This is a genomic window from Streptococcus pluranimalium, from assembly GCF_047785745.1.
GTDB lineage: Bacteria > Bacillota > Bacilli > Lactobacillales > Streptococcaceae > Streptococcus > Streptococcus pluranimalium_B.
The window spans coordinates 61,279-87,434 of the sequence record NZ_JBLOJT010000001.1; the positions used below are offsets into that span (position 1 = coordinate 61,279).

27 protein-coding genes and 2 pseudogenes are annotated in these 26,156 nt (G+C 36.9%); 28 read left to right on the plus strand and 1 reads right to left on the minus strand.

Annotated elements, in window-relative coordinates:
* Positions 1-46: 46 nt before the first annotated feature.
* From ACMZ6U_RS00320 to ACMZ6U_RS00340, 5 genes are all read left to right on the plus strand, one after another.
* Positions 47-412, plus strand: a complete 366-nt coding sequence (locus ACMZ6U_RS00320) for a hypothetical protein (RefSeq protein WP_416105721.1) — start codon at positions 47-49, stop codon at positions 410-412.
* 42 nt (positions 413-454) lie between these two features.
* Positions 455-631, plus strand: a complete 177-nt coding sequence (locus ACMZ6U_RS00325; protein WP_416105722.1) for a hypothetical protein — start codon at positions 455-457, stop codon at positions 629-631.
* Positions 632-956: 325 nt separating this feature from the next.
* The gene (locus tag ACMZ6U_RS00330) at positions 957-1,316 is read left to right on the plus strand and encodes an SAG1252 family conjugative relaxosome accessory protein (protein WP_416105723.1); all 360 of its coding nucleotides are present in this window, start codon (positions 957-959) and stop codon (positions 1,314-1,316) included.
* Between the two features lie 9 nt (positions 1,317-1,325).
* Positions 1,326-1,691, plus strand: a complete 366-nt coding sequence (gene mobC / locus ACMZ6U_RS00335; RefSeq protein WP_018163914.1) for a plasmid mobilization relaxosome protein MobC — start codon at positions 1,326-1,328, stop codon at positions 1,689-1,691.
* Positions 1,678-3,543 carry an SAG1250 family conjugative relaxase gene (locus ACMZ6U_RS00340; protein ID WP_416105724.1) on the plus strand — a complete coding sequence of 622 codons (1,866 nt, stop codon included), beginning with the start codon at positions 1,678-1,680 and terminating at the stop codon, positions 3,541-3,543. Before mobC ends, ACMZ6U_RS00340 begins: the two co-directional genes overlap by 14 nt.
* Before the next feature lie 448 nt (positions 3,544-3,991).
* Here ACMZ6U_RS00340 and ACMZ6U_RS00345 read toward each other — a convergent pair whose 3' ends face one another.
* On the minus strand, positions 3,992-4,321 hold the full coding sequence (locus ACMZ6U_RS00345) for a winged helix-turn-helix transcriptional regulator (RefSeq protein WP_287981573.1): 330 nt from the start codon (positions 4,319-4,321) through the stop codon (positions 3,992-3,994).
* A 239-nt stretch (positions 4,322-4,560) separates the two neighbouring features.
* Here ACMZ6U_RS00345 and ACMZ6U_RS00350 point away from each other — a divergent pair, with 239 nt between their 5' ends.
* The 23 genes and pseudogenes from ACMZ6U_RS00350 to ACMZ6U_RS00460 all read left to right on the plus strand — a co-directional run bounded on the left by ACMZ6U_RS00350 (position 4,561) and on the right by ACMZ6U_RS00460 (position 26,110).
* Entirely contained in the window at positions 4,561-5,328 is a 768-nt protein-coding gene (locus ACMZ6U_RS00350; protein ID WP_416105725.1) for a nuclear transport factor 2 family protein, read from the plus strand.
* 60 nt (positions 5,329-5,388) lie between these two features.
* Positions 5,389-5,829: a pyridoxamine 5'-phosphate oxidase family protein gene (locus ACMZ6U_RS00355; protein WP_416105726.1), complete on the plus strand. Its 441-nt coding sequence runs from the start codon at positions 5,389-5,391 to the stop codon at positions 5,827-5,829.
* Positions 5,830-5,838: 9 nt separating this feature from the next.
* Positions 5,839-6,672, plus strand: a complete 834-nt coding sequence (locus tag ACMZ6U_RS00360) for a Sir2 silent information regulator family NAD-dependent deacetylase (protein WP_416105727.1) — start codon at positions 5,839-5,841, stop codon at positions 6,670-6,672.
* Positions 6,663-7,400: a protein-ADP-ribose hydrolase gene (locus ACMZ6U_RS00365; protein WP_416105728.1), complete on the plus strand. Its 738-nt coding sequence runs from the start codon at positions 6,663-6,665 to the stop codon at positions 7,398-7,400. Before ACMZ6U_RS00360 ends, ACMZ6U_RS00365 begins: the two co-directional genes overlap by 10 nt.
* Positions 7,401-7,621: 221 nt before the next feature.
* Entirely contained in the window at positions 7,622-8,902 is a 1,281-nt protein-coding gene (locus ACMZ6U_RS00370; RefSeq protein WP_416105729.1) for a PTS sugar transporter subunit IIC, read from the plus strand.
* Positions 8,903-8,948: 46 nt separating this feature from the next.
* Positions 8,949-10,820, plus strand: a complete 1,872-nt coding sequence (locus ACMZ6U_RS00375) for a BglG family transcription antiterminator (protein WP_416105730.1) — start codon at positions 8,949-8,951, stop codon at positions 10,818-10,820.
* A 2-nt stretch (positions 10,821-10,822) separates the two neighbouring features.
* On the plus strand, positions 10,823-11,122 hold the full coding sequence (locus ACMZ6U_RS00380) for a PTS sugar transporter subunit IIB (RefSeq protein WP_416105731.1): 300 nt from the start codon (positions 10,823-10,825) through the stop codon (positions 11,120-11,122).
* A 4-nt stretch (positions 11,123-11,126) separates the two neighbouring features.
* The gene (locus ACMZ6U_RS00385; protein ID WP_416105732.1) at positions 11,127-11,435 is read left to right on the plus strand and encodes a PTS lactose/cellobiose transporter subunit IIA; all 309 of its coding nucleotides are present in this window, start codon (positions 11,127-11,129) and stop codon (positions 11,433-11,435) included.
* A 1-nt stretch (position 11,436) separates the two neighbouring features.
* Entirely contained in the window at positions 11,437-12,438 is a 1,002-nt protein-coding gene (locus tag ACMZ6U_RS00390; protein WP_416105733.1) for an alcohol dehydrogenase catalytic domain-containing protein, read from the plus strand.
* 69 nt (positions 12,439-12,507) lie between these two features.
* Complete coding sequence (locus tag ACMZ6U_RS00395; RefSeq protein ID WP_416105734.1) at positions 12,508-13,932, plus strand: glycoside hydrolase family 1 protein; 1,425 nt, start codon at positions 12,508-12,510, stop codon at positions 13,930-13,932.
* 9 nt (positions 13,933-13,941) lie between these two features.
* A complete protein-coding gene (locus ACMZ6U_RS00400) occupies positions 13,942-14,697 on the plus strand; it encodes an SDR family NAD(P)-dependent oxidoreductase (protein WP_416105735.1) in 756 nt (251 codons plus the stop codon).
* A gap of 11 nt (positions 14,698-14,708) precedes the next feature.
* Positions 14,709-15,446: an SDR family oxidoreductase gene (locus ACMZ6U_RS00405; protein ID WP_416105736.1), complete on the plus strand. Its 738-nt coding sequence runs from the start codon at positions 14,709-14,711 to the stop codon at positions 15,444-15,446.
* Positions 15,447-15,553: 107 nt separating this feature from the next.
* The gene (locus tag ACMZ6U_RS00410) at positions 15,554-15,778 is read left to right on the plus strand and encodes a helix-turn-helix domain-containing protein (protein ID WP_000284844.1); all 225 of its coding nucleotides are present in this window, start codon (positions 15,554-15,556) and stop codon (positions 15,776-15,778) included.
* Positions 15,779-16,048: 270 nt separating this feature from the next.
* Positions 16,049-16,281, plus strand: a pseudogene (locus ACMZ6U_RS00415) (DNA-binding protein).
* A gap of 74 nt (positions 16,282-16,355) precedes the next feature.
* Positions 16,356-17,862: pseudogene (locus tag ACMZ6U_RS00420) on the plus strand (tyrosine-type recombinase/integrase).
* A gap of 90 nt (positions 17,863-17,952) precedes the next feature.
* Entirely contained in the window at positions 17,953-18,804 is an 852-nt protein-coding gene (gene ylqF / locus ACMZ6U_RS00425; RefSeq protein ID WP_416105737.1) for a ribosome biogenesis GTPase YlqF, read from the plus strand.
* Positions 18,791-19,585, plus strand: a complete 795-nt coding sequence (locus ACMZ6U_RS00430) for a ribonuclease HII (protein WP_416105738.1) — start codon at positions 18,791-18,793, stop codon at positions 19,583-19,585. The genes ylqF and ACMZ6U_RS00430 overlap by 14 nt, the downstream gene beginning before the upstream one ends.
* Positions 19,575-20,126: a sugar O-acetyltransferase gene (locus ACMZ6U_RS00435; RefSeq protein WP_416105739.1), complete on the plus strand. Its 552-nt coding sequence runs from the start codon at positions 19,575-19,577 to the stop codon at positions 20,124-20,126. Before ACMZ6U_RS00430 ends, ACMZ6U_RS00435 begins: the two co-directional genes overlap by 11 nt.
* A 68-nt stretch (positions 20,127-20,194) precedes the next feature.
* The gene (dprA, locus tag ACMZ6U_RS00440; protein ID WP_416105740.1) at positions 20,195-21,037 is read left to right on the plus strand and encodes a DNA-processing protein DprA; all 843 of its coding nucleotides are present in this window, start codon (positions 20,195-20,197) and stop codon (positions 21,035-21,037) included.
* 123 nt (positions 21,038-21,160) lie between these two features.
* The gene (gene topA, locus ACMZ6U_RS00445; RefSeq protein WP_416105741.1) at positions 21,161-23,296 is read left to right on the plus strand and encodes a type I DNA topoisomerase; all 2,136 of its coding nucleotides are present in this window, start codon (positions 21,161-21,163) and stop codon (positions 23,294-23,296) included.
* A 314-nt stretch (positions 23,297-23,610) separates the two neighbouring features.
* Positions 23,611-24,603, plus strand: a complete 993-nt coding sequence (locus ACMZ6U_RS00450; RefSeq protein ID WP_416105742.1) for a D-2-hydroxyacid dehydrogenase — start codon at positions 23,611-23,613, stop codon at positions 24,601-24,603.
* Between the two features lie 128 nt (positions 24,604-24,731).
* A complete protein-coding gene (locus tag ACMZ6U_RS00455) occupies positions 24,732-25,400 on the plus strand; it encodes a SatD family protein (protein WP_416105743.1) in 669 nt (222 codons plus the stop codon).
* On the plus strand, positions 25,397-26,110 hold the full coding sequence (locus ACMZ6U_RS00460; RefSeq protein ID WP_416105744.1) for a DUF3307 domain-containing protein: 714 nt from the start codon (positions 25,397-25,399) through the stop codon (positions 26,108-26,110). The genes ACMZ6U_RS00455 and ACMZ6U_RS00460 overlap by 4 nt, the downstream gene beginning before the upstream one ends.
* Positions 26,111-26,156 lie beyond the last annotated feature (46 nt).

Sequence of the window (26,156 nt, forward strand, 5' to 3'; positions counted from 1 at the left end):
ATTAAAGACATTTACTGAGTTAAATTTAGTAAGGAGGAATATTATTATGTTAGAAAATAATTTACTTGAATTTGATATTACAGGTATTTTAGGCTCCGAAATTAATCAACATATTGATTTTTACAATGATGAAGTTGAGAAAGCCTATACCGCAATAAAAAATAACGATGATAATACTGCCTTAGCTATCCTACGAGCATTAAAATCACAGTTAGATAGAGAATATAAGTATTTTGATTCCAAGAGATTCAGGAGTTTCAACAATTTAAATGATGCATATAGCTATGTTGATGGTATAAATAGAGCGAGTAGAGCATTAGTAGGTGCACCTAATTATCGTAATATGAAATCTATGTTATATGACATTCAGGATTATATGACTAGATCTAAATATGCAGATAATTTATATTAAGGAAATATATTTGCCTTAACGGTCGATAATCGGTTAGAAGAGATGACAAATCAAGAGTATCATTCCAAAGCAGGTAAATTACTTCAAACTATTAGAGAATTTTATCTTCGACCAGGGAAAGGGACTGCAAAAGAATGTATTAAACTATCTAAAGGTTTTTCTTCAAAGAATTTAGAACCGTATATTTTTAAAGAGTATTTTGCTAAATATTTAAGATAGTTTCCGAGAGCTACCCAGCTCTCTTTTTTCTTACTCTCATTTTTCATACTGTGATAACTTTTCCAAATCATCCTTGTTATTCTTATATCATTCCTAAGAAAATCAAGTCTTGAATTTTCACTGGGGGTTTGGGGGCGAAGCCACCAAGTTATCTTATCGTTGGCTGTCAAAACTGGAAGGTTTTGGTCGGTTGGCGATATGATTTTTTGGGTATTGTGACCACAATGCCTGAGCTCGCAAAGACCGAACAAGGACTTTAAGAAATTTCTCGTATGACACACGGGGTCGGGGTTTACCCGAGAAAGGATGAAAGTGAGGGAAAGAGATGTCTGAACAGTACCGTGACATTAGAAAAGAGGTAAATCTGACCGCAGATGAGCTAAAACAGATTGAAAAAATGATGGAGGTTGATAATTATCGTCACTTTTCACCATTCGTCAGGGATAAAATTTTGATGACTGATGATAAACAGTTAGCTGCCAAAGAATGGTTTTCCCTTTGGCAGTCTCAAAAGTTTGAACAGATCAGTCGAGATGTGCATGAAGTTCTAATTGTCGCAAGAGAAAATCATCAGGTGACTCAAGAGCATGTATCCATCTTATTGACCTGTGTTCAAGAATTGATTGCGGAAGTCAATAAAGTACAGCCACTCAGTCATGGGTTTCGTGAAAAATACATGAGATAGGAGGCTACTATGGTTTATCGTTATCGTACCAATCTCAAAAAAGTATTTCTAACAGATTCAGAGTTACATCAATTGAATGAACGGATTGCTAAGAGTCATTGTCAAAATTTTTCAGTCTATGCCAGAAAAGTGTTGCTGAATCCCAATATGTCATTTGTCACCATTAACACGGATACCTATGACCAGTTAGTATTTGAATTGAGACGGATTGGAAATAACATTAATCAAATTGCGCGTGCCATCAATCAAAGCCATCTGATTTCTCAAGAACAGTTACAAGAATTAAGTAAAGGAGTTAGTGAGTTGATTACTGGCGTAGAGAAAGAATTTCAAGTGGAAGTGAAAAGACTGAGGGAGTTTCATGGTAGTCACTAAACACTTTGCGACGCACGGAAAAAAATATCGTAGGCGTTTGATTAAGTATATCCTCAATCCCGATAAAACGGACAATTTGAAATTGGTATCTGATTTTGGCATGAGCAATTACTTAGACTTTCCTAGCTATGAAGAAATGGTAGAAATGTACAATGTCAACTTTACTAATAATGACAAGTTGTACGAATCAAGAAATGACCGACAAGAAAAACACCAGCAAAATATTCATGCCCATCATCTCATCCAATCATTTTCTCCTGAAGATAATTTGACTCCTGAAGAAATCAATCGGATTGGTTATGAGACTATGATGGAATTGACAGGAGGTCTCTTTAAATTTATCGTAGCGACTCATACAGACAAAGATCATACCCACAACCATATCTTAGTCAATGCCATAGACAGTAATTCAGATAAAAAATTGATATGGAATTATGCCTTGGAACGAAACCTTCGTATGATTTCAGACCGTATTTCTAAGATGGCGGGGGCAAAAATTATCGAGAAGCGTTACTCCTACCGTGACTATCAAAAATATAGGCAGTCTAGTCATAAATTTGAATTGAAACAACGTCTGTATTTTTTGATGCAACAGTCAAAGTCCTTTGATGATTTTTTAGAAAAAGCGTTGCAGTTACATGTTCATATTGACTTTAGTCAGAAGCATAGTCGATTCATGATGACAGATAGATCCATGACAAAGCCAATTCGAGGACGCCAACTCAGCAAACGAGATTTATATGATGAAGAATTTTTTAGAACGCATTTAGCTAAGCAAGAGATTGAAAGTCGTTTAGAATTTTTGTTGAACCGTGTCAATTCTTTAGAAGAGTTACTAACAAAAGCAAAAGAATTGAATCTAACCATTGACTTAAAACAAAAAAATGTTGTCTTTACTCTTGAAGAAAATGGCAATCAGATAAGTCTGAGTCATAAAAAAATAAGTGACAAGAAATTATATGATGTCAATTTTTTTCAAAATTACTTTAAAAATATGGAAGTCGGTGATTCAGAAGGATTAGAGAATTTAAAGGAGCAGTACTATACTTTTCAAGAAGAACGAGATAAGGATAAAGTATCCACTGAAGAGATTGAGGAAGCCTTTGAGATATTTAAGGAAAAACGAGATGCCGTTCATGAATTTGAAGTGGAACTTGCAGGACACCAAATAGAGAAGTTAGTTGATGAGGGCGTTTATATCAAGGTGTCTTTTGGTGTAAAGCAGAGTGGTCTTATTTTCATTCCCAACTATCAATTAGATATTCTTGAAGAAGAGAATCAGACAAAATATAAAGTCTATATCCGTGAGACAACCTCATACTTTATCTATAACAAAGAACATTCGGATAAGAATCAGTATATTAAAGGGCGAACCTTGATTAGACAGCTAACCAACGATAGTCGAGTAATACCCTACAGAAGACCGACTGTTGAAAGACTTCAAGAAAAGATTACTGAGATTAACCTCTTGATTGAGTTAACAGAGACAGACAAAAGATACCAAGACATTAAAGACGAACTAGTCGCAGAAATAGCGGAGCTAGATGTCAAACTAAATCAAACCAATGAAAAAATCGCCACCTTGAATAAGATGGCGGAAGTGCTTATCAACCTAAAGAGTGATGATCCGAATAGTCGAAAACTAGCAAGGTATGATTTTTCCAAAATGAACTTGACAGAATCAATTACAGTAGAACAAGTGACCGAAGAAATAAGAGCGCTACAAGAAGAACTAGGTCATTATCTTGATGAGTATGAGGGACTAGCTAGAAGACTAGAAACGTTTGCAAAAGTATTTATTACCAATAATTATTTTTATAAAAATCCTAGTACAGAAATACAATTGGAATAGTCATAAAGTGTCCTATATGTAATCTTATTCTATATTCTAATACGAATAGAATATAGAATAAGTAATAATTAGAATTGTTTTTATAAGTGGTCAAAAATATATGATACTTGAAAAATAATAAAATTAATTAGTACAGTAGTTTTTAGAAGATAGGAAAACGTTTATCTATCTCAGTGAGGGAAATGGATTCAGAATCATCTCACATAGACTGTGATAGTTAGCACGTGAACTCATAAAACATTTTGTCATATATGGGAAGTAACAGACTGATAATAGCAATCGTTTGTCTTACTTAAAATAGTAGATGGAATTTTAGAATTTCTGTTTCTATAAACTCTAGGAGACAGATTTATTCCAAATATGAGTAGTTAATGGGAATGAAAGTGTACTCTTCTCTATTTTGAACTTTCCGGTATAGTTATTAGACGCAAAATAGAGAAGACTTTTTCTATTTCTCGTATTTTTCTTTATAATCCATTCCCCAGTCCCACATGGAATCAATGATAGGTTTGAGACTAAAGCCTGTTTCAGTCAATGAGTATTCGACTCTTGGTGGTACTTCAGCGTAAACTTTGCGATTGACCAAACCTTGTTTTTCCATATCCCGTAATTGATTCGTTAAGACTTTTTGACTGACAGATCCAATCGATTTTTTTAGTTCTCCGAATCGCATCGTTTTCGTTAATAAATCGCGTAGAATCAAAATTTTCCACTTATCGCCTATCAAAGATAAGGTCGTTTCCACTGGACATGCTGGTAACTCTTTTTTTACAACCATAATTTCTCCTTGGTATCTTTTTGAAACTTTGAATCTATTATATCCTATTCTATGATACCAAGCAATTTAAAAAAATAATAAAAATTTTTTAGACTTCAAAATCATTGATAAATCTACAAAAGACACTTTTAGGTAACTATATGCTAAAAAAGTGCCTACTTTCCAAATGAAACTATTGATAGTAGACTAATAGATGTAAGGCAAATAGCCCTAAAATAACATTCAAAGGAGACAATCTTATGTCACAAAATATTCAAAATGCAAAAGCCCTTATCAATACATTTGCTACTGGTGATCTTGATACAGCCCGTCAATTGCTAGCATCTGATTACATTCAGCATAATCAAGCCTACGCTACGGGTGCAGCTGCTTTTATAAGTGCTGTTGACGGTTTGGCACAAGCACCAGTTAAAACTACTGTAAAAACAATCCGTGCTTTCGAAGATGGCGACAAGGTCTTTCTTCACAATATTTATAACTTTGCAGGTGCAGGTGAGCAAGTTGCCTTTGATATTTTCCGATTCAATACTGATGGGAAGGTAGCCGAACATTGGGATAACTTAGACACTCTTGCTGAGCCAAACCCAAGTGGGCGGACACAAACGGATGGTGTTATTGAGACGACAGCGGCAGATAAGGAAGCAACTCGCACGCTTGTAACGAATTTTGTTCAAGATATTCTGCAGGGCAAAAACCCAGATAAACTAACAAGTTACTTTAATGGTGATCGTTATATCCAACATAATACGGGTATTGCAGATGGTTTGTCAGGGCTTGGTGCAGCACTTGCTGCTTTAGCAGAAGCAGGGCTGGAAATGATTTACAAGGAAACATATCAAGTTCTTGCCCAAGATGATTTTGCGCTTGCTGTTTCTGAAGGAGAATTTGCAGGTCGTCATGTGGCCTTCTATGATTTATTCCGTGTTGAAAATGGCTATATTGCAGAACATTGGGACGTTATTCAAGATATTGCGACAGAAGCAGCCAATGATAACGGGAAATTCTAAGAAGTACGCTTGAGGTAAGGTGAAGAGCCTTACCTTTTACGACTCAATGAGGAAAAAACGATGCAACGATCAGATTATCTTAAATTATTAGTAGATGATATTCATTCAGTGGTTATGGCAACGGTTGATGTAGATGGTTACCCAAGCACTCGTGCTATCGATATGATGTATCAAGATGGCAAAACAGTTTATTTTCTGACAGCCAATACGAAGCCTTTTTATAAGCAACTATGTGACACTCCCTATGTTTCCATCACTGGATTGACGCATGGTATTGATACCATGCACCGTAAGATGATGTCATTGACAGGTAACGTTCAACATATTGGTAAGGAGAAGTTAGCACTTTTGCTTGAGAAAAATCCTTATATGTATGACATTTATCCAACTGAGGAAAGTCGTCAAGTCTTGGAAGTATTTACCTTTACCGAAGCTCGTGGCGAATTCTATGACTTGACAGTCTTGCCACCTTATACAGATAGTTTTCAGGTAAAAGTGTAGGAGGTTTGAATGGGTGATATAGAAAGACAAGCCATAAGTGCAATTCAAGATGCGGATACTATCTTAATTGGAGCAGGGGCAGGCTTTTCTGCAGCTGCAGGCCTAACTTATTCTGGTTCAAGGTTTGAAAAACATTTTGAAAAGTTTATCGCAACATATGGTCTGAGCGATATGTATAGTGCAGGGTTTTATCCGTATCCAACTCCAGAAGCAGAGTGGGCTTATTGGGCAAAACATATCTATCATAATCGTTATGAAGATGGTCCATTGCCCCTATACGAAAACTTATTTCGATTAGTGAAAGACAAAGATTATTTTGTTATCACCACCAATGTTGATGGTCAATTTATGAAAGCAGGATTTGATCCTCATCGTTTCTTTGAGGTGCAGGGAAATTATGGTGAGTTTCAATGTTCAGTTCCTTGCAAGCCACTTGTTTATGATAATAAAGATCAAGTGCTTAAAATGCTGATGGCAACTAACGCTAATCTTGAAATTCCTAGTCAATTGTTGCCAGTTTGCCCTAATTGTGGCGCACCTTTGACCCGCCATCTTAGAATTGATCATGGTTTTGTTCAAGATGAAACATGGTATAGACAACAGAAACATTATGCTTCTTTTTTGGAAGGCTTACAAGATAGAAAAGTTATTCTTTTGGAGTTGGGAGTGGGTTATAATACACCAACTATTATTCGCTATCCCTTTGAAAATTTGACCTACCATCTGCCGCAGGCAAAATTGCTTCGCTTTAATCAGACAGATACAGAGGGCGTAAAAGAGAATGCTCATAAAACAATGACAATTACAAAAGACATAGGGGAGGTGATGACATCATGGCTTTAGTAGATGAATTGATAGCAGAACTAGCGCCAGGTTTGGAAATACCTGCGGATGCGGATAAGGATCGGGTTCTTCGTGGACTGATGGCCATTCAAGAACCTCAAAAGTTTAGTGCAGAATTTTATAGAAAACAAAATGGCTATCTCCAAGAAAAACTGCAAAAGAAAGGAGTGACTTGTTTAGAAGACCTATCTCCTATTTCAAATCAGCTCTACCTCTGGCAGGGGGATAACACTACTTTAGCAGTTGATGGGATTGTCAATGCGGCTAATAGTCAACTGTTAGGTTGTTTTGTCCCAAATCATCGCTGTATCGATAATGCTATTCACTGCCAAGCTGGTCTGCAACTACGCATGGCTTGCGCGGAGTTAATGGTAGAACAGGGACACTTAGAACCGACAGGACAAGCTAAGATAACACTAGCTTACAATCTTCCAAGCAAGTATGTACTTCACACCGTCGGACCAATAATTCAAGGCAAGCCAAGTTTGGAGCAGATGAGAGAATTAGCGTCATGTTACCAATCATGTTTAGAATTAGCTGTTGAAAGAGGATTGACTAGTTTGGCCTTTTGTTGCATTTCAACAGGGGAATTTCATTTTCCTAATGAACTTGCAGCTCAAATTGCAGTGAAAACGGTCAAAGATTTTTGTCATAACCATCCTGATTTGAAGATTGTTTTCAATGTATTTAAAGATGAAGATTGGGAGATCTATAAGACGCTGATTTAAGAAGAATGATGAGTTTCTATACCTAGGAGCAGGAATCGGAACGAGTCAGTAGAGTGAGACTTCACGATAATAAGAACATACAGCAGGTTTTGTCAAATTTGCCAAAAGAATGTGACATAAGTTGAACAGACAAAACAAACTTAATAACATATACTAAAGATGAAGTTAGTAATGAGCTCACTGATACTAAATTTCAATATAAAACTTTTTGGAGGTTTTTCATGAATTTTATTGAAGAAAAAATAATACCAGCGATAGATAGGTTTACTAATTCACGCTATATCAAAATTTTGATGGACGCTTTTATGGGAGTCAGTGCCTTGACCATCGGTGGTTCTTTCTTTGTACTGCTTCGCTCACTTCCATTAGGTGAATGGTACAATCAATTTTTAATGTCAACGGGATTATTTGATATTTTGAATTTTCCTATTATGATAACAACTGAACTGATTTCCTTATATGTTGTAGCCGCTCTAGGTTATTTTACAGCTAAATCTTTTGATAAAAATCCTTTTTCAGGAAGTATTATCAGTATCGGTTCATTTTTAATGCTAATTCCTTTCAGCTTACAGAGCACTCTAGTAGAAGGTGAAACATCAGTTACTGGGATGGTTGAAGGAGTTATTCCTGTATCCAATCTCGGGGCACAGGGTCTTTTCTTAGCTATGGCTGTTGGAATACTAGCCAGTCGTATCTATGTATGGTGTTTAGATAAAAACTTCAAAATAAAAATGCCGGATACGGTACCCTCAAATGTTAGTGGTATGTTTGAAACAATGATTCCAGCAACAATCGTATTTATTATATTTATGGGAGTACGATCATTGATTGCAATGACGGGATTTCAAACTGCTCAAAATTTAGTGTACAGTATTTTGCAAGCTCCATTGAGTAATGTTGGTGGTGGATTATTTGGTGTTACAGTGTTTACCTTCGTTTCGGTAGCCTTATGGTGCTTTGGTATTCATGGTTCTATGATTGCTTATGTTGGGATGGCGCCGATTTATATGGCAATGATCAATGAAAATTTAGCAGCATTTGCCCAAGGTGTTACAGCACCACACCCAGAATGGAATTTAACAGCATTTACCTTCTTGGGCGGAGCTGGTTGTACATTTGCTCTAAATCTATTGATGATTGGTGCCAAGAGTCAGCATTTAAAAACATTAGGTCGTATTGCACTTCCAACTTCACTTTTTAATATCAATGAGCCATTAATATTCGGTACACCACTGATTATGAACCCTCTGTTAGCAGTTCCATTTATTCTTAACCCAATGATTAATTTATATCTCACCTTTTTCGTCAATAAAATTGGGCTGATTGCTCCACCTACTGGCGCTAATATTCCTGGACAAACACCTGTTGGCGTCATTGGAGCATTAACGAATGGGTCTTGGACCGGCTTTGCTTGGACATTGGTGCTCCTGGTTATTAATATCGCTGTATATTATCCATTCTTTAAAGCATTTGATCGTAAAAAAGTGTTAGAAGAAGAGTAAAACCAATTTTAATTGAATGGTTTTTATTCATATAGAAGGTGTATAGATGGTGTATTTCGAACAACGTATATTAAAAATTATTCAATTATTATTGCTTGAAGAGAGTTACGTAACAGCCAATGAGCTAAGTATCAAGTTAGGAGTAAGCAAGCGTACCATTCAAAACGCTATTCAACAGTACAATAGAGAAAATAAGGACTTGACAATCCATTCGGTAGCAAGAAACGGCTATTACTTAGATAAAGAATCAAGAGAACATATTCGATCATTCATCGAGAGGGAAGAGAATATATTGGCTCAACCTGAATTTTCTATTGAAGATCAGGTATTAGGAATGTTATTGACTAAAAACGATTGGGTTTCATATGATAATATTATTGAGCGTATCTATGTTTCTGAGTCAACCATTAGGCGATGTGTGAAACAACTACGGCCCTTACTCAACCAATATCAGTTAGAAATTGTATCTAAGCAGGGAAAAGGATTACGTGTTGATGGAACGGAATTAAAGAAACGTCTTTGCTTCACACAACGATTCTTAAAAAATAGTTCATTAGCAATTGAAAACTTTATAAAATTATTTCTATCTGACGATATAGATACATCAGCAATTCGCAAAATTGTATTACAAGTCTGTCAGAAATACAATTTTTTATTGACTGAGACAGGTATAGATAATCTGGTTATACATGTTATTGTGTCCGTTTGGCGTGTCAAAAATAGTTTTAGTGTTCAATGGCTTGAATCTTCTATGCAAGATTTGCAAGCGTTACAAATATCGAAAGAAATTTTAGGGAGAGTAGGAGAACTATACAATCTTCATTTTCCAGATGAAGAGGGATACTACCTATCACTTCATTTACAAAGCAAACAATTGCTTTTAAAGCAGGATGGTATTCAAGTTGATCATCAAATCGAAGAAATTATTCAAGGAATTCATTCAGCAATTAAAGAGCGTCTTCAATTGGATTTTTTCGCAGATTTTGATTTATTTACAAATTTGGCAATTCACATGCAACCAATGGTTAAGAGAGTCACTTATGGTATTGGGCTACCAAATCCAGTTCTGAAAGATATTAAAATTACGGTGCCACAGGCTTGGGAATGTGCTGTTATCGCAGCCGATATTATTGGGCAAAGTTTTCAAAAATACGTATCGGAAGATGAAATTGGATATCTGGCCTTGCACTACAGTTTAGCTTTAGAAAGACTATCTAGACAATATACAACAGGAAAACTCTTGATTGTCTGTAATAGTGGAAAAGGAACTGCTGAATTATTAAAGCAGCGTATAGCCAAAAAGTTCAACCTATCATTGAACAATATTGATGTTGTAGATTATGATACAGCAATCACTATAGATGGTAGTATTTATAACCATGTTATTAGTACTGTGCAGCAACCGCTATCTGTGAAACCCAAGGTCATCTATATTGATAATCTATTTTCTGATATTTCATTAGATAATCCGGTGCAAAAAGAAAGTCTTTCACAACTTTTAGATAGTCGTTTACTATTTTTAAATAAAGAGTTATCCTCAAAAGAAGATGTTCTTGCTTATATGACAAAAGAAATTGAGAACTGCTATCCAACTCTTTTAAATTTAAAAGAATTGGTAATGCAACGTGAACGTTTAGCATCTACTGAAATCGGAAATTTAGTTGCAGTCCCTCACCCTAATCAACTAGTTTCTGAGAAGAGTATGATTTCTATCTGTACACTCAAAAAAACAATTGAGTGGGATAAGCAGAAAGTGAAGTATATTTTTCTAGTTATGTATGGCAAGACACAGATTGAAGATAGCTTTTGGGTCAACCCTATTTTATTTAATAAAATTACGAATATTGAATGGTTGTCAAAATTGGATAAAGTAAAAACAGTAGACGAACTAATTTGTTTGTTTGAACAGGAGGATTAAGAATGACAAATATTATTTTATTGTGTAATCAAGGTTTATCAACGAGTGCTTTAGTAAAAAAAATGGAAAGCATTATTCAAGAAGACAACTTAAGCGTTCGTGTTGAAGCACATGCAATTGATACAGCACAAGTCAGCGCTAAAGATGCAGATATTATTTTATTAGGACCTCAAATCCGATATAAATTAAACGCAGTCAAAGAGTTATTCCCTAAAAAGCCAGTTCAAGTTATTGATATGGCTGACTATGGCATGATGAATGGTCGGGCTGTGGTTGAGAAAGCATTGAAGGAATTGGAGTAATAATATGGAACAGCTAGAACAAATATCAATGACTATTATTGCAGCTTCGGGAACAGCTAAAAGTCTGTATATCGAGGCGATTCAAGAAGCTAAAAAAGGAAATTTTGAACAAGCGAATCAATTAATTGAGGAAGGCCATCAAATTTTTGTCACTGGACACCATGCGCACGCTCAGTTGTTACAAGAAAGCGCTGAAGGTGAACTTCCTTTTTCTCTCCTGTTATTACATGCGGAAGACCAGATGATGAGTAGTGAAACCATAAAGGTTTTGGCAGAAGAGCTCATTGATGTCTATGCCACAAGAAAGGGTTAAGATGAAAGCATTTTGTATTGCTAAAAAAGATGACAAAGGGTACTTGGCATTGCGTCAAGTACCTCAACCTATACCTGTTGGTAATGACGTGCGGGTAAAAATTTATGCTGTTGGTTTAAATCCGTCAGATTTTCAAACAATGGATCATATTATTTCACAAAGCACATCAACGGCTAATGTATTTCAAACAAATATTATTTTAGGTTTAGATATCGCAGGTATCGTTGATGAAGTAGGTCCTGGTGTAACGAAGTGGAAAAAAGGAGATCGTGTTTATTGTTTACGTGAGATTAGTAATATACATGGGGGTTTTGCAGAATATAGTCTTATTCCTGAGAAACATTTAGTAGCCTTACCTGAAGAAATATCTTTTGTACAGGCGGCTGCATCACCTGGAGCGGGTTTTACAGCTTATGTTGCCATTGAAGAAAAACTTAAGCCAAAAGAAAATGAGATTATTTTAATTCACGGTGGAGCTGGTGGTGTTGGAAGTTATGCTATTCAATTAGCTAAAAGACGCGGTCTAATTGTCTATACGACCTGCTTAGCAAGGGATATTGAATATGTTAAGTCTTTAGGTGCAGATGTGGCTGTGGATTTTCAACAGGACGATGTTCATGCCTTGCTTCAAAAAGATACTGCTGGTGAAGGAATTCCTTATGTTTTAAGTAGTGTCGGTTCACAGGTAGCCACTAAAGATTTGAAGCATTTAGCATTTAATGGAGAAATGGTTGTTACTGCAGGTTTACCAAATTTGACTCAGTGGCAATTTTACGATCGTCAATTATCTGTTCATGAAATTGCTTTTGGGCGCATGTTAACGATTGGTGGAAAACAGTTGGATGAGTTCCAACGAATTGCTACAGCGTTCACTACTCTTTTGGCAAAAGGTGTACTTCGGGCCCCTAAAATTACAGAAATCCCATTTGATGACATTCCGAAAGGATTGGATTGGCTTCGTAAGGGGGAAGTAACGGGTAAAATAGTGGCAACACTAAATTAAGAGTACAGGATGCTAATAGAGGTTTTTATAGGAACTAGTTGAGTTCATTTTTTAGATTGTAGGTGACAAATGGAATATAAATCATTACTACCTTTTCCAAAAAACTTTTTGTGGGGAGCATCATCATCTGCTTATCAAAGTGAAGGTGCATGGGATGAAGATGGAAAAGGAAAAAGTGTACAAGATGTCGTAGAAGTACATGAGGGAATTGCAGATTGGAAAGTAGCGAGTGATCATTATCATCGCTACAAGGAAGATATTGCACTACTTGCAGAAATGGGATTGAAAGTTTATCGTTTTTCAATTGCCTGGACGAGGATTATTCCAGATGGAGATGGAGACATAAATCCCAAAGGAGTCGCACATTATCATAAGGTGATTGATGAATGTTTGAAGTATGGTATTGAACCTGTTGTAACCCTGTATCATTTTGATTTACCATATGCTTTGGAAGAAAAATATGGAGGTTGGCGTAGTCGTCAATGTATCGATGCCTTTGAACGCTATGCTGAAGTTTGCTTTAAAGAGTACGGTTCTAAAGTCAAATATTTTTTAACCATCAATGAACAAAACATGATGGTGATGTTTAATCTAGGAAATTTTGAAAATGAAAAAGTAAAGTATCAGGCCAACCATCACATGCTAGTTGCACAGGCAAAGGCAATGATAAAATGCCACGAAGTATGTTCTGCAAAGATTGCTCCAGCTCCAAATATCACAGCGATTTATCCACTAACATCGTCCCCAGCAGATAATCTTGCTTCCATTGACTACGATCAGCTACGTAATCGATTGTATTTAGATGTGTCTGTCTTTGGAGAGTACCCTCAGGCATTACGTCGGTTTTTAGAAGAACGTGATTTATTTCCCATTGTGGTGCAGGAAGATTGGAGTATATTAAAACAGGGGAGTCCTGATTTTATTGCCTTTAATTATTACGGTGCTTTTACAGTTCGAGCAATTGGCGAACAAGAAGGTATTGACTTTAAAGAAGCTAATAAAGAAGCGACAGCAGAGAATATGGCTAACTTTATGATGGGTTTCATGACGGAACCTGGCATTGCACAGAGTTTAGATAATCCGTTACAGGAACAAACACCTATGAAGATGGCTATCGACCCAATTGGTCTCCGCATTACGATGCGCCAACTATGGGAACGCTACCGATTGCCGTTGTTCATTTCGGAAAATGGCTGCGGTGTCTCAGATGAGTTAACTGCTGATGGGAAAGTCCACGATGATTACCGTATCGATTATCTCAGACGTCACATTCTAGCTTGTCAAGAAGCGATTTCGGATGGGATCGATTTAATAGGCTATTCTCCTTGGTCTGCATTTGATTTAATTTCAACACACCAAGGAATTAAAAAGAGATATGGCTTTATTTACGTCAATCGTGATGATCAGGACTTAAAAGATTTAAAACGCATACCAAAGGATTCCTTCTATTGGTATCAACAGGTGATTAAAACGAACGGAACCAAATTATCATGAGGAGGCTTTATGCAATTAAAAGATAAAAAAATTATTGTGACTGGTGGGACTAGCGGAATGGCAGCTGCTGCTGCTAAGCGTTTTGTTGAAGAAGGAGCAAAAGTTGTCAGTCTTGATTTAGGTTTACCAGATGAGGAAAATCGTATACATGGAGTAAACTATTTAGTCGGAACGGTTACTGATAAACTAGAGTTGGAAAAATTATATGCTGAGGCGGTTGAGTGGTTAGGAGGACTAGACACTCTGTTTAATATAGCAGGTGTCAACCGTTTTAAACCAACACTAGATTTGACGAGTGAGGATATTGATTTGTTATTTGATGTTAATGTCAAGGGGCTCATTTTTAGCTGTCAAGCCGCCTATCCTTACTTAAAAGAAAATGGGGGTAGTATTATTAATTTTGGTTCTCAAGCCTCCTTTAATCCTGGACCAGATAGTTCTCATTATGCAGCAGCTAAAGCAGCTGTTTTGGCATTTACCTATAAAATCGCATGGGAATGGGGGAAAGATGGTATCCGGTGTAATACAATATGGCCTGCTGCATGGACACCCTTGTTTGAGAAAACGGTTTTACAAGGTGCACCTGTCACTCCAGAACTCAAATCTCAAATTCAAGATGGAATGAAAAATGCTTTTCCGCTAGGATACTTAGGGGATCCATATGATGATATTGCGCCTGCATTAGTTTTCCTAGCGAGTGATCAATCACGTTATATCACTGGTCAATGTTTACCTATTAACGGCGGCTCAGCCTCTGTTTTTTAAGGAGGATAAGAATGAAAGAAACATGTATGATTACTGGTGCTACTTCTGGAATAGGGTTGGCAACAGCAAAATTATTTTTAACTAAGGGATATAGAGTAGTGGCACTTAGTGTGGACTCACTAGAGACAGTAGAATTAGCCTTGTCGCAATTAAAAGAATTAGGTGACGTTGATTTTTATAATTGTGACATTTCAGATAAAAGTGAAACATCTGCTGTCGTTCAAACAGTTGTCAAAAAATATGGCTCTATTGATGTTTTGATCAACAATGCTGGTATTGTTGGAAAAACAATAAACTTCTTAGATGATGCTATGCTAGATGATGCAAAATGGGTCTTTGATATCAATGTTTTTGGAACATTGCACCTTTCACAACTGGTCACACACCAAATGATTAAAGTAAATAAAGGTGTCATCATAAATGTCGGATCATTAAGTGGTGAAATCGTAAATGGTGTTTCTGTTGGTTATGCTTCTTCTAAATCAGCGGTTCATATGATGACAAAAGTAATGGCTAGAGACTTAGCGACATACGGCATTCGTGTTGTAACAGTAGCTCCAGGATGTGTAGCTACAGATTTATTGCCCGATGAATTCAAAGAATATGTCGGGAATCTTAGTATGAAGAAGAGACCTATTAATCCCGAGGAGTTAGCGGGTGCTATTTACCTAATGGTTCAACCAGAAGCTAGTGCTATCAACGGAAATACAGTTTTTGCAGATGATGGCTATTGCTCGTTCAAAATGTAAGTATTGGGGTCATGAAATAATGTATAACTAAATTTTAATTGTCATATTATGACAATTTCCCAGCTTTTTTCTGAAAGTGACATATACTTTTCTTAGGAGAAAGCTAGATGTACCAACGGATAAGAGATTTGAGGGAAGATCATGATTTCACTCAAAAGTTTGTTGCAAATTTACTTTCCTTTTCTCATACAAATTATGCAAAAATTGAGAGAGGAGAGGTTGCCTTAACGGCAGATGTTCTTGTGCAGCTTTCTAAACTCTATAACGTTAGTACAGATTACCTATTAGGGTTAACAGATTGTCCAGATAGGATAAAACATAAAATAAAATAGTCTCTCCTTGATTTGTTCATTGACAATTGAATAAACCGAGGTGGGACTTTCTTATTTGTCGAGCAATTTAGTGAGATACGCCGTGATAGGAGCGAAAATTATTAGCTATAAAATAGATTGGTTCTCTATCTGCCATGACCACAAATAAGGACAATGATACTTCTGAACGTTCAGGCTGTCGTCGTAAAAGGACAGCGGGTGAAATGCCCATGAATGATCTAACCAGTCATACCCACGGAGGTTAATAATATGAAATAGAGAGAAACTATTATGAAAATTAAATTTGTATCGGTTGATAATAGTATAGCTGAGTGGGCAGATAAAAAAGCTATATTGAGGAGGTGGAAGGTCTGAATCAATATACACTGAATAGATGGTTAGGTGAAATGAGAGATAATAAGCAGTTTAAAGATTATGTGATTAACCCAACTCATAAACTAGTCTTTATTAATTTGGAAGGCTTTGAAGAGTTTTTAAGATGGAAACAAAGGGCGGTAAAATAAAGAGAATCATGATATAATATAAAATGGTTATATTTCTATGATTGATTTTTCTTTTCAAGTTTAAGGAAACGAAAATGTACTATAGAACAAAAACTAATTCAAAAGGAGTTACTCGATACGAAGTTGTAGATAAATATAAGGATCCACTAACTGGCAAGTGGAAGACAGCTGTTGTAAGTTATCATAAAAACACAAGTCGCGCTCGAAAACAAGCAGAACGCGAGCTCGAAGATAAAATTGAGGGATTAGTTAATGGCAGTGAAGCTCAATTTAATCCCCAGTTGATAAGAACATTCGGAGAGTTAAAGATGAGTTGGCTAGAAACCTGGTCAGTATCAGTAAAACCTCAGACAGTAAAAAGAGAGGCTTTTGTGATAGAACGTCTTGGTGAAATTATTGGTGATGATTATTTACTCGAACGTTTAACACCGTTATTGATGAAAAAGTGTTTGACTACCTATATGGAGAAATATAATACGTCACAATCTACTATGATACATATAAAAAGCACTTGTAACAAAATTTTTAACCATGGTGTTCTTTATAATGTTATTCAGTTTTCACCAATGTCTGTAATAAAGCTAGAAACGTCCCTTGAGAAAAAGCGTGAAACAAAGAAAAAACGAGAAGCAAAATTTTTATAAATTCATGAAATTAGAGCTTTCTTTGAAACACTAAGTCGAAGAAGAAACCCGAATTATTATGACTTGGCTATAGTTTTACTATTTTAAGGACTGCGAATCGGGGAAGCTGCTTTTACTAAGGAAGATTTTGATGCTGAGAGAGGTATACTACATATTGATAAGGCTTTGCAATATCATGATTTAAAAGTTTCAGAATTCTACTTTGATGAAACTAAAACAATAAATGCTGATCGAGATGTTGCTTTACCTAAAGTGGCTTGTGATGCTATATTAAGGGCTATACAACGAAGTGAAGAGTTTGACCGCTATTCGATTGAAAATCCTTGCGAAGCATTTACATTCTCAGAGAGTGTTTTTAGAACAGAATACGGTTCACCAATAACTTCGCATTCTTTCCGGGAAGTACTTGCTCGTGTTGAAACTGATCTTATTAAAAACTGCGAGGAGATACGGTTTTAAATGGACAAAGCATGTAACCCCTCATTCCTTTAGACATATGCATATTACCTATTTACAAAGTGAGGGTATGAAAGTTGCTATAAAAGAAATTATGGAACGTGTTGGACATGCTAATTACGAAACAACTATGTTGTATACTCATAGTCAAGGAATATCTCAAAATCAAACAGTTAAAGCCTTAGATAAATTTATTGATAGAAATAATTTTAGATTTGAAGCATTAAAATCTTGGTCTAGCAAATATTCCAAAATATTAAATGATGAAATAGAAAATAATCTTGATTCAAAAATAATTGAATTTTCTTTAGATGATTTTAGAGACAAACTTGGTCTAAAATCAACTTATACACCTAGGCATATAACTGCAAATATAATTCCTAAGCTTAAGAAAGATTTATCAAAATATTACAAGTCATTTGATATTTCTTATTTAAGAGAAGGAAAACAAAAGGTTGTTGGTTATAGGTTAACTTGGTGAATACAAAATCTTGGTGCCTGTTTGGTGCCTAATAAAAAACAGGCAGGTTTTTCAAACGAAAAAACTTGCTACGAAAGGATTTATAAACTCATGGCTACTATTCAATGGTTTCCTGGGCATATGTCCAAGGCTCGCCGTCAAGTTCAGGAGAATTTGAAGCACGTTGATTTTGTAACGATTTTGGTGGATGCTCGTCTGCCTTTGTCGAGTCAAAATCCCATGCTGACAAAAATCGTTGGTGACAAACCAAAATTACTGATTTTGAACAAGGCTGACCTAGCTGATAGCACGCGTACCAAAGAGTGGCGTAAACACTTTGAGTCTCAAGGGATTAAGACCTTGGCGATCAATTCTAAAGAGCAAGCAACGGTTAAATTAGTGACAGATGCTGCTAAGTCACTCATGTCTGAAAAGATTGAGAAACTGCGTGAGCGTGGCATTCAAAAAGAGACCTTGCGAACCATGATTACCGGGATTCCAAATGCTGGTAAATCAACACTTATGAACCGTTTAGCTGGTAAGAAAATTGCCGTTGTAGGGAATAAACCAGGTGTCACCAAGGGACAGCAGTGGCTCAAGTCCAATAAGGAGCTTGAAATCTTAGATACCCCAGGGATTTTGTGGCCTAAGTTTGAAGATGAATTGGTTGGCTTAAAATTAGCCTTAACGGGTGCGATCAAGGATCAACTATTGCCAATGGATGAGGTTACTATCTTTGGACTTAATTTCTTTAAGGAGCATTATCCTGAACGCTTAAAAGACCGTTTTAAAGGGATGAATTTATCAGAAGAGACCCCTGAAATCATTATGGGCATGACACAAAAACTTGGTTTCAGAGATGATTACGACCGTTTTTACAACCTTTTTGTTAAGGAAGTTCGTGACGGTCGTTTGGGTCGTTATACGCTAGACCTTGTCGAGGAAGATTATGGCAACCATTAAAGAGATTAAAGACCAGTTAGCAGTAATTCCAACTTTGGAAGACCCTCGCTGGTCTCTTTTTGCTGAGGATAAGCGAGCTGGAGTGCAAAAAGCCATCATTCAGAGACAAAAAGCAATTCAAGCTCAGCTAGATGAAGAAGCTCGTTTGGAGACTATGCTAACTTATGAGAAAGCTCTATATGCTCAAGATTATCAGCTGATTGCAGGGATTGACGAAGTCGGCAGAGGACCTTTAGCTGGCCCAGTTGTAGCAGCCTGTGTGATTTTACCTGTTAATGAGAAAATTTCCGGGCTTAACGATTCTAAAAAAATTCCCAAGTCTAAGCATGAGGAAATTTACCAGCAAGTCATGACGAAGGCTCTGGCAGTCGGCATTGGTATTATGGATAATGAGGTGATTGATCAGGTTAACATCTATGAAGCGACTAAGTTAGCGATGGTTGAGGCTATCAAAGATGCATCTAAAAGGGGAATTGTACCTGATTATCTCCTGATTGATGCCATGACACTAGACCTTGATATTCCTCAAACGTCTATCATTAAAGGGGATGCTAATTCCTTATCTATTGCAGCTGCTTCAATTGTTGCTAAGGTAACTCGGGATAAGATGATGGCTGATTTTGATAAAGCATTCCCTGGCTATGGTTTTGTCCAAAATGCAGGATATGGTACAAAAATCCATCTAGAAGGTTTGGATAAATATGGTGTCACACCCATTCATCGACGTAGTTTTGAGCCAGTGAAAAGTATGGTCTTAAATGGAGGTAACAATGGTAACTGAACGTGAGAAAATGATTACTGGCAAACCATACAAACCGGGTGATGACGAATTGAAAACCATGCGTCTGCGTGCTCGCCAATTAATGAAAGACTTTAATAATGAGGATGATGCCTCAAAACGAAGTAGCCTCCTCAAAGATTGGTTTGGCTCAACAGGAGAAAATCTGCATATGGAACAGCCTTTTCGCTGTGATTATGGCAATAACATTTATGTCGGTGAGAATTTCTATGCTAACTTTAATCAGACCTTCCTAGATGTCTGCGAGATTCGCATCGGTGATAATGTCATGATTGGCCCAAACTGTCAGCTCTTAACGCCTTTGCATCCTTTGGATCCGATCGAGCGTAATTCTGGAGTAGAATACGGTGCCCCAATAACCCTAGGGGACAATGTCTGGCTAGCTGGTGGCGTTACGGTTCTTCCCGGGGTGTCTCTTGGAAATAACGTCGTTGTGGGAGCAGGTAGCGTTGTCACAAAGTCTTTCCCTGATAATGTTGTTCTTGCGGGAAATCCTGCTAAGGTGATTAAGACGATTGATTAAGAAGATAAAATCTTAGCTTGGCTAGGATTTTTTTCATGTTTTTCCGAATAATTAAGTGGAGGATTAACATGAATAATTTTGAATTGTACAAACTAAAAAAAGCAGGTTTATCTAATCAGCATATCTTAAATATCCTAGATTACGAAGCTAATCATCAAAGATCTTTATCCCTCAGAGATCGTGCAGTAGTATCTAAATGTTCTAATCCAGTTGTTTTTATGGAGCATTATAAGCAGTTGGATAGTAAGACCTTACGCCAAGAATTTCTAAAGTTTCCTAGCATTTCCATTTTAGATGATAATTATCCTTTGGAACTCAAAGAAATTTATAATCCACCGGTACTTTTATTTTATAAGGGAAATATTGATCTGCTTGAAAAACCAAAACTAGCAGTGGTTGGTGCTAGAAAATGTAGTGAGATAGGAACAAAGTCTATTCAGAAGATTATCACAGAGCTAGAGAATCGATTTGTGATTGTTAGTGGATTGGCGCGTGGGATTGATACCGCAGCGCATTTATCTACCCTTAAAAATGGAGGGGCTAGCATTGGTATCATCGGGACCGGTCTTGATGTCTATTACCCTAAAGAAAATCAACGCTTACAGGATTTTATGATGCAAAACCATTTAGTACTCTCTGAGTATGGTCCTGGTGAACAACCACTTAAATATCACTTTCCAGAGCGAAATCGTATTATTGCAGGCCTTTGTCAGGGAATTATTGTCGCTGAAGCTAAATTACGCTCAGGAAGTTTAATCACTTGTGAGCGTGCATTAGAAGGAGGGAGAGATGTTTTTGCACTTCCTGGCAATATTTTAGATGGCAAGTCCGCTGGTTGTTTGCAATTGATTCAAGAAGGTGCAAAGTGCATTACATCGGGATTTGATGTCTTGAGTGATTACTCATTTTAAAGTAAGTTCTCCTATAGTAAAAAGTTTTTTATTGACACATCAGAAAAAGAGGGTTATCATGTTATAAGTTTCAAAGGGTCAGAAAATATAACCTTTGACAATTCTCGTATAGGAAGTGTGTTTATGGCAACTGCTACGGCAACAAAAGCAAAAACGAAAACTAGTGCAAAAAAAACTAGCAAGAAAAAAGCTAGTCCAAAGAAAAATTTGGTTATTGTGGAGTCACCTGCTAAGGCGAAGACCATTGAAAAGTACCTGGGACGCAATTATAAGGTAGTGGCATCAGTTGGGCATATTCGTGATTTGAAAAAATCGAGCATGTCTATTGATTTTGATAATAACTATGAGCCTGAATACATCAATATTCGTGGTAAGGGACCTTTGATTAATTCTTTAAAAAAAGAAGCTAAAAATGCTAAAGAAGTCTTTCTAGCAAGTGACCCGGACCGTGAAGGTGAAGCCATTTCTTGGCATTTAGCGCATATTTTAAACTTAGACCCTAAAGCAAAAAATCGCGTTGTCTTTAATGAGATTACTAAAGATGCTGTTAAGAATGCCTTTGTAGAACCAAGAGAAATCAATATGGATTTGGTTGATTCACAACAAGCCCGTCGTGTTTTGGATCGTATTGTAGGTTATTCGATCAGTCCTATTTTATGGAAAAAAGTAAAAAAAGGTTTGTCAGCTGGCCGTGTTCAGTCAGTTGCTCTTAAATTGATTATCGACCGTGAAAATGAGATTAAGGCCTTTAAACCAGAAGAGTATTGGACCATTGATGGTGCCTTCAAAAAAGGTAATAAGAAATTCCAAGCTGCTTTTTATGGCTTAGATGGCAAAAAACTTAAGTTAGCAAGGCAAGATGATGTGAAATCAGTATTGGCTCGTATCAAAGGCGATGATTTTACGGTTGATAAGGTAGAGAAGAAAGAACGTCGTCGCAACGCCCCTCTTCCTTACACAACATCTTCTATGCAACAAGATGCGGCTAATAAAATCAATTTCCGTACTCGCAAGACCATGATGGTCGCACAGCAACTCTATGAGGGATTGAGTTTAGGTAAAGCAGGTCATCAAGGTCTCATTACCTATATGCGTACGGATTCAACGCGTATTAGTCCTGTGGCACAAAATGAAGCGGCTGGCTTTATCACCGAACGTTTTGGTAGCAAATATTCTAAACATGGTACTAAGGTTAAGAATGCTGCTGGTGCTCAGGATGCTCACGAAGCTATTCGTCCATCATCAGTTCATCATACGCCAGAGTCTATTGCTAAGTACCTTGATAAGGACCAACTCAAACTTTATACCTTGATTTGGAACCGTTTTGTAGCTTCGCAAATGACAGCAGCAGTCTTTGATACTGTGAAAGTCAATTTATCCCAAAATGGTGTTATGTTCACCGCTAATGGTAGTCAGGTTAAGTTTGATGGTTACATGGCTGTCTATAACGATTCTGATAAGAATAAGATGTTGCCTGAAATGGAAGCTGGAGACACCGTTAAGAAGGTCTTGACCACTCCTGAGCAACACTTTACACAACCGCCTGCTCGCTATTCAGAAGCAACGCTTATCAAAACTCTTGAGGAAAATGGTGTTGGTCGTCCATCAACTTATGCGCCTACGCTTGAGACGATTCAAAAACGTTATTATGTCAAATTGGCAGCTAAGCGTTTTGAACCCACAGAGTTGGGTGAAATTGTCAATTCCTTAATTGTAGAATTCTTCCCAGATATTGTTGATGTGGCCTTTACAGCTGAGATGGAAGGTCGCCTGGACGAAGTTGAAATCGGTAAGGAAGAATGGCAAAAGGTCATCGACCAGTTCTACAAACCTTTTGAAAAAGAATTGACTAAAGCTGAAGACGAGATGGAAAAAATCCAGATTAAGGATGAACCTGCTGGATTTGACTGCGATGTCTGTGGCTCACCAATGGTCATTAAATTAGGCCGTTACGGTAAATTCTACGCTTGTAGTAATTTCCCAGAATGTCGCAATACCAAAGCGATTACCAAGGAAATCGGTGTGACCTGTCCTATCTGTGAAAAAGGGCAAGTTATCGAGCGCAAAACCAAACGTAACCGCATCTTCTATGGCTGTGATCGTTACCCAGAGTGTGACTTTACGTCATGGGATATTCCGGTTGGCCGTGCTTGTCCAAAATCTGGTGATTTTCTCGTTGAGAAAAAAGTCCGTGGTGGCGGTAAACAAGTGATATGTAGTAGTGAAGATTGTGATTATAAAGAAGCAGTTGTTAAATAAAAAAACTCTAAGAAGAACTAAAAGGAATCTATTTATCAGGAACAGCGCCATAAGCTAGCATGCTGCTCTTATAGATAGGTTCTTTTTATTATTTGTATTATCTTGATTGAAGCAACTGCAATGAAATCACTTTTTCGTTTATTCTAGATTTAAGTTATATAATATGTAACACTAGTCTTATCAATCCTGATATTTAATGGATTAAACTTACCGCATTTTAATAGCACTGGGTAGTTAGTCTGTTTTAAAATAGCTAGTTATTCTAATTAGTTTGTGTTATGCTTAGGATTAAGAAAAATAAGGAGGATAGAAGAATGAAAATTAAAGTTTACGGTATTCGCGATGAGGAAATACCGATTGCTGAAGCTTGGGCAAAAGAGCATGGCATTGAGGTGTCATTGACAGACAAACCTTTGACCAAAGAATCTGTTGAAGAAGCCAAGGGCTTTGACGGGGTTAGTAATTCTCAAGTTTTTCCCTTGGATCAAGAGGTTTACGCACGACTTAAAGCGTTTGGGATTAAACAAATTGCTCAGCGTAGTGCTGGTTACGACATGTATGACTTGGCTTTAGCTAGTGCTCATGATATTATCATTTCAAATGTTCCTTCTTATTCTCCAGAATCTATCGCAGAGTATACTGTCATGGTTGCAATGATGCTGATTCGACAGTTTGAAGGTATCAGACAGCATGTTAGTGAGCAAAACTTTTCTTGGGTACCAAGTATTCGAGGGCGTGTTTTAGGAGATATGACAGTTGCTGTTATTGGTATCGGACGAATTGGTAAAATAGTTGCTAAGATTTTTAAAGGATTTGGCTGCCGTGTCGTAGGTTATGAAATTGATCAAGATAACCGTATTCCTGACATCGTTGATTATAAAGCGTCGGCGGAGGAAGCTGTTAAAGACGCTGATATTGTAACCCTCCATATGTATCCATCAGAGCTCAATTATCATCAATTCAATGCTGATATGTTTGCCAAGTTTAAAAAAGGTGCCATCCTTATGAATATGGCGCGTGGCGTTTTGGTAGATACGGAAGATTTACTGGCTGCTTTGGATAGTGGGCAATTAGCCGCAGCAGGCATTGATACCTATGAAGCAGAAGGTCCCTACGTTCCTAAAAATTGTTATGATAAAGTGATTGAAGACCAGCTCTTCAAGAGCCTCTTAGAACACGAAAAAGTCATTTATACTCCTCATACAGCCTTTTATACAGATGAAGCTGTCAAAAATCTGGTTGAAGGTGGCCTGAATGCAACGAAAGAAGTTATTGAAACAGGAGACACTCGAAACCGAGTTAATTAATTTACATAATTTTAATTATGTAAAAATACACCTTAAAAAAGTCTGTTAAAACAGACTTTTTAGAAATTGTCTATTATAATGGACTTTTTCTGATTAGTCTATTATAATAGACTTAAAAGGAGACGGTCATGCTATATTTTGCTATTATAGGAGATTTTGTGGATTCAAAGTCTATCCAAAATCGTTATCAAGCACAAAAAATACTTGAAAATGCCCTAACTAAAATTAATCATAAGTATGAAGATGTCATTGTTTCTAAATTTTCGATTACTTTAGGAGATGAATTTCAAGGTCTGTTAACTATCGAAGCACCGATATTTCACATGATTGATGATCTTTGTCAGGCATTATTCCCTTATGAGGTGCGTTTTGGAGTTGGACTAGGAGATATTGTGACAGATATCAATCCAGAATTGAGTATTGGAGCAGATGGTCCAGCCTATTGGCACGCGCGAGAAGCTATTCAGTTTGTCCATCAAAAGAATGACTATGGAAATACTTCTCTTGCGATTGAGGTTGGTAACCCAGCTAAAACAGCCCAGCTCAATGCTCTGATTTCAGCGGGTGATGCTATTAAAGCAGATTGGCGAGCTAGTCAACAAGAGGTTTTGACGAGTTTATTGGAAATGAACGTCTACCAGGAACATTTTGATCAACAAGCGCTGGGGGAAATGTTACAACTAAATGCTAGTGCTCTTTCAAAACGGCTGAAAAGTAGCAGTATCAAGGTATACTTACGCTTACGTCAAGCTACTTTGGAACTCATTTTAGAGGATGTTATGGGGGAAAAAGAATGATGGGATTGTCTCATAATTTAAGCGAAAATCCGATTCTTACCTTACTATTAATTTGTCATTTTTTTGCGGATTTTCACTTGCAGAGTCAAGAGGTGGCAGACAAAAAAGGGCAGGACCGACGTTTTCTGCTGCGACATCTTGTAGGAGTCGCCCTGCCTTTGCTATTTGTAGTATTCCTTCAATACCGAATCTGGTGGGTTCTTGCTCTTATTTTTCTAAGCCATGCATTGTTAGATTTCTTTAAAGGAAAAATAGCAGAGTTGCTGCATTTGAATCATCAGCAGAGTTTTTTGTTGGATCAAGCACTTCATATTCTCGTTATTCTCCTTTTAAGCCGATTTGTCAGCAGTATGCCAATTCCAGTTTGGATTGATCCAAACTGGCTGAATATGATCCTCTTTTTAGTCTTTCTTACCAAGCCAACCAATATTGCCTTTCGGATATTTTTCCAAAAATATCAGCCAGAAGAGGATAACAAGATGGATACCATTCCAGGAGCAGGAGCAGCCATAGGCTTTTTAGAGAGAATGATCATTGGTATCTGCATTATCTTTGGGCAATTTACGTCTATCGGACTTGTCTTTACGGCAAAATCCATCGCTCGATACAATAAAATTTCTGAAAATCCAGCCTTTGCGGAATATTATTTGATAGGTTCATTGTTTAGCATTTTAAGTGTCTTGATTGCAGCCTGGATTTGTCTTTTGTAAGATTCATAAATAGAATGAAGAATAAACAGAGTTGTTTATTCTTTTC

Excerpts from the sequence above, each read along its gene's own strand:
- ylqF (WP_416105737.1), top strand. The coding sequence starts at position 17,953 with ATGGCTACTATTCAATGGTTTCCTGGGCATATGTCCAAGGCTCGCCGT.
- ACMZ6U_RS00460 (WP_416105744.1), top strand. The coding sequence starts at position 25,397 with ATGATGGGATTGTCTCATAATTTAAGCGAAAATCCGATTCTTACCTTA.
- topA (WP_416105741.1), top strand. The coding sequence starts at position 21,161 with ATGGCAACTGCTACGGCAACAAAAGCAAAAACGAAAACTAGTGCAAAA.
- ACMZ6U_RS00380 (WP_416105731.1), top strand. The coding sequence starts at position 10,823 with ATGACAAATATTATTTTATTGTGTAATCAAGGTTTATCAACGAGTGCT.
- ACMZ6U_RS00405 (WP_416105736.1), top strand. The coding sequence starts at position 14,709 with ATGAAAGAAACATGTATGATTACTGGTGCTACTTCTGGAATAGGGTTG.
- ACMZ6U_RS00360 (WP_416105727.1), top strand. The coding sequence starts at position 5,839 with ATGGGTGATATAGAAAGACAAGCCATAAGTGCAATTCAAGATGCGGAT.
- ACMZ6U_RS00435 (WP_416105739.1), top strand. The coding sequence starts at position 19,575 with ATGGTAACTGAACGTGAGAAAATGATTACTGGCAAACCATACAAACCG.
- mobC (WP_018163914.1), top strand. The coding sequence starts at position 1,326 with ATGGTTTATCGTTATCGTACCAATCTCAAAAAAGTATTTCTAACAGAT.
- ACMZ6U_RS00400 (WP_416105735.1), top strand. The coding sequence starts at position 13,942 with ATGCAATTAAAAGATAAAAAAATTATTGTGACTGGTGGGACTAGCGGA.
- ACMZ6U_RS00350 (WP_416105725.1), top strand. The coding sequence starts at position 4,561 with ATGTCACAAAATATTCAAAATGCAAAAGCCCTTATCAATACATTTGCT.
- ACMZ6U_RS00390 (WP_416105733.1), top strand. The coding sequence starts at position 11,437 with ATGAAAGCATTTTGTATTGCTAAAAAAGATGACAAAGGGTACTTGGCA.
- ACMZ6U_RS00365 (WP_416105728.1), top strand. The coding sequence starts at position 6,663 with ATGGCTTTAGTAGATGAATTGATAGCAGAACTAGCGCCAGGTTTGGAA.
- ACMZ6U_RS00450 (WP_416105742.1), top strand. The coding sequence starts at position 23,611 with ATGAAAATTAAAGTTTACGGTATTCGCGATGAGGAAATACCGATTGCT.
- ACMZ6U_RS00345 (WP_287981573.1), bottom strand. The coding sequence starts at position 4,321 with ATGGTTGTAAAAAAAGAGTTACCAGCATGTCCAGTGGAAACGACCTTA.
- ACMZ6U_RS00340 (WP_416105724.1), top strand. The coding sequence starts at position 1,678 with ATGGTAGTCACTAAACACTTTGCGACGCACGGAAAAAAATATCGTAGG.
- ACMZ6U_RS00325 (WP_416105722.1), top strand. The coding sequence starts at position 455 with ATGACAAATCAAGAGTATCATTCCAAAGCAGGTAAATTACTTCAAACT.
- ACMZ6U_RS00355 (WP_416105726.1), top strand. The coding sequence starts at position 5,389 with ATGCAACGATCAGATTATCTTAAATTATTAGTAGATGATATTCATTCA.
- dprA (WP_416105740.1), top strand. The coding sequence starts at position 20,195 with ATGAATAATTTTGAATTGTACAAACTAAAAAAAGCAGGTTTATCTAAT.
- ACMZ6U_RS00385 (WP_416105732.1), top strand. The coding sequence starts at position 11,127 with ATGGAACAGCTAGAACAAATATCAATGACTATTATTGCAGCTTCGGGA.
- ACMZ6U_RS00395 (WP_416105734.1), top strand. The coding sequence starts at position 12,508 with ATGGAATATAAATCATTACTACCTTTTCCAAAAAACTTTTTGTGGGGA.
- ACMZ6U_RS00375 (WP_416105730.1), top strand. The coding sequence starts at position 8,949 with ATGGTGTATTTCGAACAACGTATATTAAAAATTATTCAATTATTATTG.
- ACMZ6U_RS00370 (WP_416105729.1), top strand. The coding sequence starts at position 7,622 with ATGAATTTTATTGAAGAAAAAATAATACCAGCGATAGATAGGTTTACT.
- ACMZ6U_RS00455 (WP_416105743.1), top strand. The coding sequence starts at position 24,732 with ATGCTATATTTTGCTATTATAGGAGATTTTGTGGATTCAAAGTCTATC.
- ACMZ6U_RS00330 (WP_416105723.1), top strand. The coding sequence starts at position 957 with ATGTCTGAACAGTACCGTGACATTAGAAAAGAGGTAAATCTGACCGCA.
- ACMZ6U_RS00410 (WP_000284844.1), top strand. The coding sequence starts at position 15,554 with ATGTACCAACGGATAAGAGATTTGAGGGAAGATCATGATTTCACTCAA.
- ACMZ6U_RS00430 (WP_416105738.1), top strand. The coding sequence starts at position 18,791 with ATGGCAACCATTAAAGAGATTAAAGACCAGTTAGCAGTAATTCCAACT.
- ACMZ6U_RS00320 (WP_416105721.1), top strand. The coding sequence starts at position 47 with ATGTTAGAAAATAATTTACTTGAATTTGATATTACAGGTATTTTAGGC.